The following is a 13,054-nucleotide window of genomic DNA, read 5'->3' as shown; positions in this document are numbered from 1 at the left end:
AATCAGATACCCCAGAGAATCTGCACACCCCAGACGAAGTAAGCGAACATCGCGACGCCGCATACTGCCTGGAAAAGGAAACGTACTGCAGTCGCGGACTTGCCCAGCGCCATTGGCGTCAGGTAGTCGGTCGCGATGGTCCACATGCCGACCCAGGCGTGAGCGCCAAGGGCAACAAGGGCCAGCAGACTGAAGATACGCATCCCGTTGTGAGCGAACAGGCCATGCCATTGGTCAAAGCCAATGCCCGGATTCGCTACTAGGTATCCGATCAGGAAGATGAAATAAGCCGCGAGAACAACCGCAGACACACGCTGTGCCATCCAGTCATAGAGGCCCGAACGCGACAGGTTCGTTACGCTGGTTACCATATCCAAACTCCCGCCAGAACGATCAACACCGCAGACACGGCGATAATGATTTTCGAGCCCAGGCGGCCGCCTTCCAGCGTCTCGCCAATGCCCATGTCCATGATCAAATGGCGCACACCGGCAACCAGGTGATACAGCAGAGAGGATAGGAGGCCCCATGCTACGAACTTGGCCAGAGGACTGGTCAAGGTTGCCTTCACGTCGGCAAAGCCTTCCTCGGAACCCAGGGATTTGCCCAATGCATAAAGCATGAAGCCGAGGCCCAGGAAGAGGATGATGCCGGAAACACGGTGAAGAAACGACGTAACGCCGGTGATGGGGAGCTTGATGGTCCTTAGGTCTAGGTTTACAGGTCGTTGGCTTTTCACGGCTTTTTTTTCACACTGAAGAGCCCCTAACAATCAGGGCAAAGTTGTTGGGGAGTGCACTGGTCAGGTAATCACCACCCAGGGAGGCGACCCCCAATAACGCAAGCCCAAAAGCCCTTGGCGGTCGGCTGCCGAGTATAGACAGTTAGGTTACTAATGACAACGCAAAGACCTCACCCAAACAGCTGATTGCACAACCGACATAAAAGGCGTAAATGGCAGGCAATTTCGAGAAAAAAGTACGGTTAAAGCCTTCTGGAGCAAGACTTTAGGCAAATTGACATTCGAATTTATCTCACTATAGTGGTGCGGGCCCTGCGTGGGGGGTCTGTCTGATGATTTCAAGCATAAATAGGAGGCCACATGGCTGACAAAAAAGCGCAGTTGATCATCGAGGGCGCAGCCCCCGTCGAGCTGCCCATTTTAACCGGCACCGTTGGTCCCGATGTTATCGATGTTCGGGGCCTGACGGCCACGGGCCGTTTCACCTTTGACCCTGGTTTCATGTCGACCGCTTCCTGCGAGTCGAAGATCACCTATATCGACGGCGACAACGGCATTCTGCTGCACCGCGGCTACCCGATCGAACAGCTGGCTGAAAAGTCGGACTACCTGGAAACCTGCTATCTGCTGCTCAACGGCGAACTGCCGACCGCAGAACAGAAGGCCCAGTTCGTCGGCACCGTGAAGAACCACACCATGGTTCACGAGCAGCTCAAGACCTTCTTCAACGGCTTCCGTCGCGACGCCCACCCGATGGCCGTCATGTGCGGCGTAGTCGGCGCCCTCTCGGCCTTCTACCACGACTCCCTCGACATCAATAACCCGCAGCATCGCGAAATCTCCGCGATCCGCCTGGTTGCCAAGATGCCGACGCTGGCAGCGATGGTTTACAAGTACTCCATGGGCCAACCCATGATGTACCCGCGCAACGACCTGTCGTACGCGGAAAACTTCCTGCACATGATGTTCAACACCCCGTGCGAGATCAAACCGATCAGCCCGGTACTCGCCAAGGCCATGGACCGGATCTTCATCCTCCACGCCGACCACGAGCAGAACGCATCGACTTCCACCGTACGCCTGGCAGGCTCCTCGGGTGCCAACCCGTTCGCCTGTATCGCCGCCGGTATCGCTGCACTGTGGGGCCCTGCCCACGGCGGTGCCAACGAAGCCGTACTGACCATGCTCGATGAAATTGGCGATGTCTCGAACATCGACAAGTACATCGCCAAGGCCAAGGACAAGAACGATCCGTTCAAGTTGATGGGCTTCGGTCACCGCGTTTACAAAAACCGCGACCCACGCGCCACCGTGATGAAGCAGACCTGCGACGAAGTGTTGAAGGAACTGGGCATCCAGAACGATCCGCAACTCGAACTGGCCATGCGCCTGGAAGAGATCGCCCTGACCGACCCGTACTTCATCGAACGCTCGCTGTACCCGAACGTCGACTTCTACTCGGGGATCATCCTCAAGGCGATCGGCATTCCAACCAGCATGTTCACCGTGATCTTCGCTCTGGCGCGGACCGTCGGCTGGATCTCCCACTGGAAAGAAATGCTCTCCAGCCCATACAAGATTGGCCGTCCGCGCCAGCTGTACACCGGCTACGAGTCGCGTGACATCACCAAGCTGGAAGACCGCAAGTAAGATTTGTCTTGCTGTAGCGCGTTGAGTTTTACCGGGAACGGCCTCTGCTTTTTATATAAAGAGCAGGAGGCCGTTTTTGTTTGTGCCGATTTGCTCTTTGATCGTGGACATATCCGTTTCTGCGGTAACGGCTGCTGGCGGTTTCGCTCTTACAGCGAGTCACTTGGAAGAGCCCCAAGTAACCAAGGGCTCTTGCCCCTGGCGTTCGGTGCCTCGCTAATGCTCGGCATGCCCTCGCTCCGGTCCTGCTCCGTGGGCCCGCCGCGATGGGCCATCCTTGGCCCAGCGCGGCTAAACCGGCATCCATGCCGGTTTACCCACTGCGCAGAACCTCCACTCGGCCTCTAGAGGGGGCAAGAAAATCAAAAGCCAAAGCAGAGCGAGGCGGCCTTAAAGCCGACCTGAATGCAGGTCTGTCCGCATTCCCCTGTGGGAGCGAGCTTGCTCGCGATGAACGTCCAGACAACGCGATCATCCAGACAGGGCGCGTTATCGTTGACGTCCATCGCGAGCAGGCTCGCTCCTACAGGGGAATGAGTGCACCCACGAAAATCAGATCCGCTGGCAGGCTGCCATCGCGGGCAACCCTTGCCCCTACAAAAACAGCCTGGTGTACACCCGCTCCTCACCACTCATCAGGCCGAGCGTTAGCTCGCCTTCAGCTTTTGATCTTGATCTACCCGCCCCTTCGGGAGGCTGAGTGGAGGTGTTCATCCGGGGATTGGCGCGCAGCGCCGTTCGACGCAGTCGAACACATCGCATGTAGGTGCCAGCGAAGCCAACCGGAGGGCGATGCCCCCGGATGAATGCCGGAGCGAAGGAACCCCGAGCCTCAGCGAGGGGCCGGACGCTTGGGGCGAGCCTTTTTTTGCTTACTTTTTTTTGGCGTTTGAAAAAAAAGTGAGTCGCCGTAAGGGCGAAACCATAAGTCGCCGTTACCGCAGGAATGGATATGTACTCGATCAACAACATCCAGGTCGGCTGTAATGCCGCCTTCGCCACATCTAAAATATCCGATAACCGCCCAATAAAAAATGCCCCAATCTCTCGACCGGGGCATTTCTGTTTAACCCAACTTACACAAACAAACATGAAGCCTTAGTGCGAAACCGCCCCACTCGCCCCCAACCCGGTCTGCGAACGAACAAACTGCGGGAAGAACAGCGCCCGCTCGTTATCAGCCGCAGCCGACTTGTCAGTGATCGAGAAGAACCAGATCCCGACAAAAGCAATGATCATCGAAAACAGCGCCGGGTACTCATACGGGAAGATCGCCTTCTCGTGATGCAGGATCTGCACCCAGATGGTTGGCCCAAGGATCATCAAGCCTACAGCACTGATCAGACCCAACCAGCCGCCGATCATAGCGCCACGGGTGGTCAGCTTTTTCCAGTACATGGAAAGCAGCAGGACCGGGAAGTTGCAGCTCGCCGCGATGGAGAACGCCAGGCCCACCATGAACGCGATGTTTTGGCTTTCGAACAGAATGCCCAAGGCGATCGCCAGCACCGCCAGAGCGATGGTGGTGATTTTCGAGACGCGGATCTCATCCTTCTCGTTGGCCTTGCCCTTCTTGATCACGCTGGCATACAGGTCATGGGACACCGCCGAAGCACCGGCCAGGGTCAAACCGGCAACCACTGCCAGAATGGTCGCGAACGCTACCGCCGAGATGAAGCCCAGGAAGATGCTGCCACCGACCGCGTTGGCCAGGTGCACCGCCGCCATGTTGTTACCACCCAACAGTGCGCCAGCCGCATCCTTGAAGGCAGGGTTGGTGCTGACCAGCAGGATCGCGCCGAAGCCGATGATGAAGGTCAGGATGTAGAAGTAGCCAATGAAGCCGGTGGCGTACAGCACGCTCTTGCGAGCTTCTTTCGCGTCACTGACAGTGAAGAAGCGCATCAGGATGTGCGGCAGGCCAGCGGTACCAAACATCAGAGCCAGGCCGAGGGAGAACGCCGAGATCGGATCTTTCACCAGACCGCCCGGGCTCATGATCGCTTCACCTTTCGGGTGAACCTTGATCGCCTCGGAGAACAGTGCGTTGAAGTCGAAGTTGACGTGCTTCATGACCATCAGCGCCATGAAGGAGGCGCCGGACAGCAACAGCACAGCCTTGATGATCTGCACCCAAGTGGTCGCCAGCATGCCACCGAACAGCACGTACATGCACATCAGGATACCGACCAGGATCACCGCAACGTGGTAGTCGAGACCGAACAGCAGCTGGATCAGCTTGCCGGCACCAACCATTTGCGCAATCAGGTAGAACGCCACCACCACCAGCGAACCGCAAGCGGACAGCGAGCGGATCTGGGTTTGCCCCAGGCGATAGGACGCCACGTCGGCAAAGGTGTATTTACCCAGGTTACGCAGACGCTCGGCGATCAGGAACAGAATGATCGGCCAGCCCACCAGAAAGCCGATCGAGTAGATCAGGCCATCGTAGCCAGAGGTGAATACCAGCGCGGAAATACCCAGGAAGGACGCCGCCGACATATAGTCACCGGCAATCGCCAGACCGTTCTGGAAACCGGTGATCTTGCCACCTGCCGCATAGTAGTCGGAGGCCGACTTGTTTTTCTTGGAAGCCCAGTAGGTGATGCACAGGGTTGCACCGACGAATGCGACGAACATCAGAATCGCGGACACGTTAAGCGGTTGTTTCTGCACGGCGCCGGTCAGGGCGTCAGCCGCCCAGGCGCCCGGTGCGAAGGCTGCGATGCTCAAAAGAGCCATTAGACGCCGGATCATTGCTGAGCCTCCTTGAGAATCGCATTGTTCAGGTCGTCGAATTCGCCATTGGCGCGCCGTACGTAAATGCCGGTCAGTATGAAGGCTGAAACAATCAGCCCGACACCGATCGGTATGCCCCAGGTAATCGATGACTCAGGGCTTATTTTCGCCCCCAGTACGTGCGGACCGTAAGCAATCAAAAGGATGAATCCGGAGTAAAGCCCTAGCATGATCGCCGAAAGAATCCAGGCGAATCGTTCCCTCTTGCTAACCAGCTCCTTGAAGCGCGGGCTGTTTTGAATCGAGAGGTAAATGCTGTCGTTCATTGTTTTTATCCTCGCAGCACAGATTTAGTTGCAACGGTATCCACTCTATGCGGCTGCGGGGCAGGTTCCAGACGACCTTAGTCTTAGAACCACGTGACGTATTCGCCAATCTCCAGCACGCCATGAAAAAGAGTGGGAGCGAGCTTGCTCGCGATGGGGCCATAACATTCAACATCATCGTTGACTGTTACACCGCCATCGCGAGCAAGCTCGCTCCCACAGGGTCAAGCGTGCTCTATGTGATTACTTGATCCAGTCAGCCACACGCTCCGGGTGCTTGGCTACCCAATCCTTCGCCGCCGCTTCAGGCTTGGCGCCTTCCTGGATCGCCAGCATGACTTCGCCGATTTCGTCTTTCGAAGCCCACTGGAAGTTCTTCAGGAACTTGGCCACTTCCGGTGCCTTGGTCGCCAGCTCCTTGCTGCCGATGCTGTTCACGGTTTCAGCCGCGCCATACACGCCTTTCGGGTCTTCCAGGAAACGCAGTTTCCACTTGGCGAACATCCAGTGCGGCACCCAACCGGTGACGGCAATGGATTCGTTTTTCTTCTCGGCACGGGTCAGCTCGGCAATCATGCCGGCGCCGGAACTGGCCTTGAGTTGATAGCCGGTCAAGTCGTAGTCCTTGATCGCCTGCTCGGTCTTGAGCATCACGCCTGAACCGGCGTCGATGCCGACGATGCGTTTTTTGAAGCTGTCATCGGTTTTCAGGTCTTCAAGCGACTTGGCCTTGACGTACTCCGGCACGATCAGACCGATTTTGGCGTCCTTGAAGTTCGGGCCGTAGTCGACGACCTGGTCCTTGTTCTTGGTCCAGTAATCGCCGTGGGTCACTGGTAGCCAGGCCGACAGCATGGCGTCGAGTTTACCGGTGGCCACACCCTGCCACATGATCCCGGTGGCGACGGCTTGCAGCTTCACGTCATAATTCAGCTTCTGCTTGATCACTTCAGCGGCCACGTGAGTGGTCGCGACGCTGTCTGACCAGCCATCAACATAACCGATGGTCAGGGTCTTGTTCTCGGCATTGGCGAATGTGGAGCCCATCGCAAGCACCAGAGCGGCACCTGCGCCTAAAAGTCGTCGCATCTTCATCGTTACTTCCCCGAAAGTGCTGCGCTCGACGGATGCCGAGTCGCGTCAACGTATAGTTATAGTGCACAGCGCCCCCATCACGCCCCATCGCAAACTCGTTCGATCATCAGCGCGATTTATCAACGAGGGTACTGACACCTGCGATCATCAACCTGACGCTATCGGCGACCTGCTCTGCCAGCGACCTCAAGGCACTGAGAAACGACATCAGAACGCCATTAATGTTGAGCCCGTCAAACCTGCCGGCCAATCCGCCCGAACTTTGCATGTCAAAATCATGCAGGCCACCAAGCACGCGACAAATGCAGGTAACATGCGCCGCTTTGCTCCCAGACGGCCTGACCATGCCCGCGACATCCCGCTTTCCTTTTTTTGCGTATCTATTCGCTTGCCTGCTGGGGCTGTTTGCCTTGGGCGGCTTTTGGTACGGCCTCGGCAAACCGGTGATCCTGCCGGACGTCGCCAGCGCGACGCACAAGTTGCAATGCGCCTCCTACACCCCGTTCGACAAGGACCAGTCGCCGTTCGACGTGCCGTTCAATCTTCGTCCCGAGCGCATGGATGCCGACCTCGCGCTGCTGGCAACTCGCTTCGAATGCATTCGAACCTACTCGATGACGGGGCTCGAGGCCCTACCGGACCTGGCGCGCAAGCATGGATTGAAAATGATGATCGGCGCCTGGATCAACAGCAATCCGGTGGACACCGAAAAAGAGGTCGACCTGCTGATCGCCTCGGCCAACGCCAACGCGGACGTGGTCAGCGCGGTGATCGTCGGCAACGAGAGCCTGCTGCGCAAGGAAGTCACCGGTGCTCAGCTGGTGAAGCTGATCAACAAGGTCAAAAGCCAAGTCAAGCAACCGGTTACCTATGCAGATGTGTGGGAGTTTTGGCTCAAGCACCCGGAGATCGGACCGGCCGTGGATTTCCTGACTATCCACCTGCTGCCTTATTGGGAAGATGATCCGTCGAACATCGATGCCGCGCTGCAACATGTGGCGCAAGTGCGCCAGGTGTTCGGCAACAAGTTCGCACCCAAGGACGTGATGATTGGCGAGACTGGCTGGCCGAGCGAAGGTCGCCAGCGTGAAACCGCCCTCCCGAGCCGGGTCAACGAAGCCAGTTTCATTCGGGGTTTTGTCGCCATGGCTGAGCAGCATGGTTGGCGCTACAACCTCATCGAGGCCTTTGACCAACCGTGGAAACGTGCCAGCGAAGGCGCGGTCGGCGGTTATTGGGGGCTGTTCGATGCAGATCGCCAGGACAAGGGCGTGCTCGCAGGGCCGGTGACAAACGTGCCGTACTGGTCGCAGTGGCTAGTGGTTGGCGGCTTCATCTTCCTTGGCACACTGATTCTCGGTGGACGTGTGCGCAGCACTCGCGCCGCGCTTATTCTGCCATTGTTGGGTGCACTGGCCGCTTGCTCGATTGGTGCGTGGGGCGATCTGGCACGGGTCACCACGCGCTTTGCCAGTGAGTGGTTGTGGGTTGCTTTGCTGACCGCGTTGAATGTGCTGGTACTGGCCCATGCCGCGCTGACATTGAGTCCTCGCACGGGTTGGCGTGGATGGGCGTTCAATGCGCTGGAGCGTCGAGCAGGCTGGCTGGTTGCGGTGGCCGGTTTTGCCGCCGCGGTAACGATGCTGGAGCTGGTATTCGACCCGCGCTATCGCAGCTTCCCGAGCATCGCCTTCATCCTGCCAGCGCTGGTCTACCTGTGCCGCCCGGTAAGTGTGCCGCGTCGGGAGATTGCCTTGCTGACCTTCATTATTGGCGCCGGCATTGCACCGCAACTGTACCGTGAGGGGCTGCAGAACCAGCAGGCCTGGGGCTGGGCGCTGGTGAGTGTGTTGATGGCGGCGGCGTTGTGGCGGTGCTTGCGGGTTCGCAAGGTCTGATCTTCGGCGCTGCATCCGGCCTCTTCGCGAGCAGGCTCGCTCCCACAGGTTGATCTTCGTCGTACATAAAATCAGTGCTCACCGAAGATCTATTGTGAGAGCGAGCCTGCTCGCGAAGGCTATTTATCAGGCGCTACGGGGCGCCCTGACCAACCGCAACCCCGCAATCACCACCGCAAACACCGCCATCGTCGTGTCGTACAACGCCAGCGCTGGAAACCCGAGCACCAGCGCCAGTACCGCCAACCACCACCCTGCCCGCCCAGGCAACAAAAAGCCGATGACGGCGGCAGCCAACGCCCCCCAGCCCAATACCTGGAAGTGAATCATCAGACCCAGGTTCGAACGCACCTGGCATTCCCAGCGGCTTGCCTCATCCACGCAGATGCCGACCCATTGCGCATCTTCCATGAAGCCATAACGCGCGCCATAACTGGCGGCCAGCCAGAGGGGCAGCAGGACAAGCAGCAGAATCACGGGCAGACGGCGGGACATGGAGCACTCCAATACGCGAAAACGGCGGCCAGCTTAATCGCCCGGCAGCATGACGCAAGCAATAACAACTGTTAACTGGCCATTCAATCACTGCAAAGTGTATCGTCGCGCTACCATTACTCGGAATTCAGGCCTGTTTGGTGCCGATGCTTGGCACTTTGGCGCAGATCCAGTGGTCATAGCCTGCGAACTTCATTCGGCACCTTTCTCTAAGGGATCTAGTCATGCTCCGTTCCTTGCGCTTCGCCGCCCTGTTTGGCGGCCTTATTTTGAGTGCGTCCGCACTGGCGGTGGATATCGACGCCGCCAGCTATGGCTATCCCTTGACCAACCCGTTCGAGGCGACCATCGCCACCACGCCGCCGGACTTGCGTCCCGAGTTGCCGCTGGACGAAGACATTGATCAGGCGGATCGCAGCGTCACCTTGCGCCCGGAACGCGCGTTCGAACTGCCGGACAACTTCTGGCCAGTGAAGAAACTCACCTATCGCATCGCCACCCAGGATAAAGCCGCACCGCTGATCTTCCTGATCGCCGGCACGGGCGCGCGCTACGACAGCAGCCACAACGAATACCTGAAAAAGCTCTATTACAAGGCCGGGTATCACGTGGTGCAATTGTCGTCACCCACCAGCTTCGACTTCATGAGCGCCGCCTCACGCTTTGCCACGCCCGGCATCACCAAGGACGACGCTGAAGACATGTATCGGGTGATGCAGGCGGTGCGGGCGCAAAACCCGAAACTGCCGGTCACCGATTACTACCTGACGGGCTACAGCCTGGGCGCACTGGATGCGGCATTCGTCGCGCATCTGGACGAAACCCGGCGTAGCTTCAACTTCAAGAAAGTGCTGCTGCTCAATCCTCCGGTCAATCTCTACACCTCGATCACCAACCTGGACAGACTGGTCCAGACCGAGGTCAAGGGCATCAACAACACCACCACCTTCTATGAGCTGGTGCTAGACAAACTGACCCGTTACTTCCAGCAGAAGGGCTACATCGATCTCAACGATGCACTGCTCTACGACTTTCAGCAGTCCAAGCAGCACCTGAGCAACGAACAGATGGCCATGCTCATCGGCACGTCTTTCCGATTCTCGGCCGCCGACATCGCCTTTACTTCGGATCTGATCAACCGTCGCGGCCTGATCACTCCACCGAAAACCCCCATCACAGAAGGCACCAGCCTCACGCCGTACCTCAAGCGTGCGCTGCAGTGCGACTTCGACTGCTACATCACCGAACAGGTCATCCCGATGTGGCGTGCCCGCACCGACGGCGGCAGCCTGCTGCAACTGATCGACCAGGTGAGCCTGTATGCACTCAAGGACTACCTGCACGACAGCCCGAAAATCGCCGTGATGCACAACGCCGACGATGTGATTCTCGGCCCTGGAGACCTCGGTTTCCTGCGCAAGACGTTTGGCGATCGCCTGACCGTTTACCCGCTGGGCGGCCATTGCGGCAACCTTAATTACCGCGTCAACAGCGACGCCATGCTGGAGTTCTTCCGTGGCTAAATACCTCCTGCTAATCGCCGCGTTACTCAGTGCAGGCATTGCCAATGCAGACAACAGCAAAGCCAACGCCCCTGTCGTCATCGACAGTGACGGTTTCAAGGAACCCTTGAGCAAACTCAAGTTCAACCCAGGCCTGGACCAACGCGAATTCGAACGTTCGACGCTCAGCGCCCTGAACGTCTACGACCCGCTGGAGGAGTGGAACCGCCGCGTCTACCACTTCAACTACCGGTTCGACCAATGGGTGTTCCTGCCGGTGGTTGACGGCTATCGCTATATCACACCGAGCTTCTTGCGCACCGGCGTCAGCAATTTCTTCAACAACCTCGGCGACGTACCGAACCTGCTCAACAGCCTGTTGCAGTTCAAGGGCCAGCGTTCGATGGAAGTCACCGGTCGGCTGCTGCTCAACACCACCATCGGCATCGCCGGCCTGTGGGACCCGGCCACCGCCATGGGCTTGCCGCGCCAGAACGAAGACTTCGGCCAGACCCTGGGCTTCTATGGTGTTCCGGGCGGCGCCTACTTCGTACTGCCGATTCTCGGACCGTCCAACCTGCGTGACACGGGTGGGCTGGTGGTCGATTTCAGCGCCGAGAGCGCAATCAACTTCCTCAACGTGGCCGAAGTCAGCTCCAACCATCCAGAGGTGTGGATCCTGCGTGGCGTCGACAAGCGCTATCAGACCGGCTTCCGCTATGGCCAGCTGAACTCGCCGTTCGAGTACGAGAAGGTGCGTTACGTGTACACCGAGTCGCGCAAGTTGCAGATTGCCGAGTAATTTGGCTATACAGAAAAACCTGTGGGAGCGAGCTTGCTCGCGATGACGGTGAGTCAGACAACTTTAATAGTGACTGACACGGCCTCATCGCGAGCAAGCTCGCTCCCACAGTTGTTTTGTGTTGCTGCTGCCTTAGCCTTTCAGGGTCTTCCAGATCTTGCTGACGGCCATCACACCCACCAACACCACCGCACCCGCCACAATCCCCGCCACTGCATTCAACAACGTCGGCACGATAAACCCGGCACCGCCCGCGCCTGCGCTGACACTTTCGATCCAGTGATGCACCACCGGAACACCGTGGGTGAGGATGCCGCCACCGACCAGGAACATGGCCGCCGTACCGATCACCGACAGGCTTTTCATCATGTACGGCGCCGCGCGCAGAATGCCGCCGCCTATGCTTTTGGCCATCTGCCCCGGCTTCTGGGTCAGCCACAGGCCCAGGTCATCGAGCTTGACGATGCCCGCTACCAACCCGTAAACGCCGACAGTCATGACGATGGCGATACCCGAGAGCACGATGACTTGCTGGGTCAGCGCCGAATCGGCCACGACGCCGAGGGTGATGGCGATGATTTCCGCCGAGAGAATGAAGTCGGTACGGATCGCGCCCTTGATCTTGTCCTTTTCGAACGCCACCAGATCGACCGCCGGATCCGCCACTGCCTCGACCAGTTCGGCATGTTCAGCCTGGTCTTCGGCCTTACTGTGCAGGAATTTATGGGCGAGTTTCTCGAACCCTTCAAAGCACAGATAGGCGCCGCCTACCATCAACAACGGCGTGACCAACCAGGGAATGAAAGCACTGATGGCCAATGCCGAGGGCACCAGGATCAACTTGTTGATAAAAGAACCCTTGGCGACCGCCCAGACCACCGGGATTTCCCGCTCGGCACGCACGCCGCTGACCTGCTGGGCATTGAGTGCCAGATCATCGCCCAGCACCCCCGCGGTCTTCTTGGCGGCCATTTTGGTCATCAACGCCACATCGTCCAGCACGGCGGCGATGTCGTCGATCAGCACGAGCAAACTGCTTCCTGCCATGAATCGGCTTTCCTTCTTGAATGAATGCCGTGCAGCATAGCGCGGCCTGACGCCGCACGGAGCATTCTTGAGCGTCGCCGAAGGCCGGTGCTACCATGCGCCACCGCCAGTACAGGCAAGGAACCCCCTGGTTTATGAGCACCATCCGCGAGCGCAACAAACAACTGATCCTGCGTGCCGCCAGTGAAGAATTTGCCGACAAGGGCTTCGCTGCGACCAAAACCAGTGATATCGCAGCCAAGGCGGGATTGCCCAAGCCCAACGTCTACTACTACTTCAAGTCGAAGGAAAACCTTTATCGTGAGGTCCTGGAAAGCATCATCGAGCCGATTCTGCAGGCCTCGACGCCGTTCAATCCCGAGGGTGTGCCCAGTGAAGTGCTGAGCGGTTATATCCGCTCGAAAATCCGCATCTCTCGCGACCTGCCCTTCGCCTCCAAGGTGTTCGCCAGCGAAATCATGCACGGCGCCCCGCACCTGAGCCCTGACCTGGTCGAACAGCTCAACGGCCAGGCCAAGCACAACATCGACTGCATCCAGACCTGGATCGACCGTGGCCAGATTGCGCCGATCGACCCCAATCACCTGATGTTCAGCATCTGGGCCGCGACCCAGACCTACGCCGACTTCGACTGGCAAATCACCGCCATCACCGGCAAGGCCAAGCTGGATGAAGAGGATTATGAAGCGGCGGCGCAGACGATTATTCGGTTGGTGCTCAAGGGGTGTGAGCCGGACTGATACACCGTGGTGCGGCTA

12 protein-coding genes are annotated in these 13,054 nt (G+C 58.3%); 5 read left to right on the top strand and 7 right to left on the bottom strand.

The features are described from left to right. Positions 1 to 2 precede the first annotated feature (2 nt). Entirely contained in the window at positions 3 to 371 is a 369-nt protein-coding gene (gene sdhD, locus ACA054_RS08640) for a succinate dehydrogenase, hydrophobic membrane anchor protein (protein ID WP_150764456.1), read from the bottom strand. Then, complete coding sequence (sdhC, locus tag ACA054_RS08635; protein WP_497689015.1) at positions 365 to 739, bottom strand: succinate dehydrogenase, cytochrome b556 subunit; 375 nt, start codon at positions 737 to 739, stop codon at positions 365 to 367. Before sdhC ends, sdhD begins: the two co-directional genes overlap by 7 nt. 363 nt (positions 740 to 1,102) lie before the next feature. Here sdhC and gltA point away from each other — a divergent pair, with 363 nt between their 5' ends. After that, positions 1,103 to 2,392 carry a citrate synthase gene (gene gltA, locus ACA054_RS08630; RefSeq protein ID WP_497689014.1) on the top strand — a complete coding sequence of 430 codons (1,290 nt, stop codon included), beginning with the start codon at positions 1,103 to 1,105 and terminating at the stop codon, positions 2,390 to 2,392. 1,098 nt (positions 2,393 to 3,490) lie between these two features. Here the strand turns inward: gltA and ACA054_RS08625 are convergent. From ACA054_RS08625 to ACA054_RS08615, 3 genes are all read right to left on the bottom strand, one after another. Continuing rightward, a complete protein-coding gene (locus ACA054_RS08625) occupies positions 3,491 to 5,149 on the bottom strand; it encodes a cation acetate symporter (RefSeq protein ID WP_497689013.1) in 1,659 nt (552 codons plus the stop codon). Continuing rightward, positions 5,146 to 5,457, bottom strand: a complete 312-nt coding sequence (locus tag ACA054_RS08620) for a DUF485 domain-containing protein (protein ID WP_008061165.1) — start codon at positions 5,455 to 5,457, stop codon at positions 5,146 to 5,148. The genes ACA054_RS08625 and ACA054_RS08620 overlap by 4 nt, the downstream gene beginning before the upstream one ends. A gap of 243 nt (positions 5,458 to 5,700) precedes the next feature. Continuing rightward, entirely contained in the window at positions 5,701 to 6,552 is an 852-nt protein-coding gene (locus ACA054_RS08615) for a glycine betaine ABC transporter substrate-binding protein (RefSeq protein WP_497689012.1), read from the bottom strand. A gap of 302 nt (positions 6,553 to 6,854) precedes the next feature. On the opposite strand from ACA054_RS08615, the gene ACA054_RS08610 reads away from it, so the two are divergent. Then, complete coding sequence (locus tag ACA054_RS08610; RefSeq protein WP_497689011.1) at positions 6,855 to 8,450, top strand: glycoside hydrolase family 17 protein; 1,596 nt, start codon at positions 6,855 to 6,857, stop codon at positions 8,448 to 8,450. Positions 8,451 to 8,576: 126 nt separating this feature from the next. Here the strand turns inward: ACA054_RS08610 and ACA054_RS08605 are convergent, their stop codons facing one another. After that, positions 8,577 to 8,945 (bottom strand): hypothetical protein, encoded by a 369-nt coding sequence (locus ACA054_RS08605; RefSeq protein ID WP_497689010.1) that lies wholly within the window; start codon positions 8,943 to 8,945, stop codon positions 8,577 to 8,579. 224 nt (positions 8,946 to 9,169) lie between these two features. On the opposite strand from ACA054_RS08605, the gene ACA054_RS08600 reads away from it, so the two are divergent. Together ACA054_RS08600 and ACA054_RS08595 are read left to right on the top strand one after the other, a co-directional pair. Further along, positions 9,170 to 10,468 (top strand): alpha/beta fold hydrolase, encoded by a 1,299-nt coding sequence (locus ACA054_RS08600; RefSeq protein WP_497689009.1) that lies wholly within the window; start codon positions 9,170 to 9,172, stop codon positions 10,466 to 10,468. Beyond that, positions 10,461 to 11,249: an MlaA family lipoprotein gene (locus ACA054_RS08595; RefSeq protein WP_497689008.1), complete on the top strand. Its 789-nt coding sequence runs from the start codon at positions 10,461 to 10,463 to the stop codon at positions 11,247 to 11,249. Before ACA054_RS08600 ends, ACA054_RS08595 begins: the two co-directional genes overlap by 8 nt. Positions 11,250 to 11,381: 132 nt before the next feature. On the opposite strand, the gene ACA054_RS08590 is transcribed toward ACA054_RS08595, so the two are convergent. Beyond that, entirely contained in the window at positions 11,382 to 12,296 is a 915-nt protein-coding gene (locus ACA054_RS08590; protein WP_497689007.1) for a DUF808 domain-containing protein, read from the bottom strand. 134 nt (positions 12,297 to 12,430) lie between these two features. On the opposite strand from ACA054_RS08590, the gene ACA054_RS08585 reads away from it, so the two are divergent. After that, positions 12,431 to 13,036, top strand: coding sequence for a TetR/AcrR family transcriptional regulator (locus tag ACA054_RS08585; protein WP_008061189.1), 606 nt, complete (start codon positions 12,431 to 12,433; stop codon positions 13,034 to 13,036). Positions 13,037 to 13,054: the final 18 nt, after the last annotated feature.

The sequence above is a fragment of the Pseudomonas sp. LBUM1653 genome, assembly GCF_059716115.1.
This window is presented reverse-complemented; position numbering and strand designations above follow the sequence as displayed.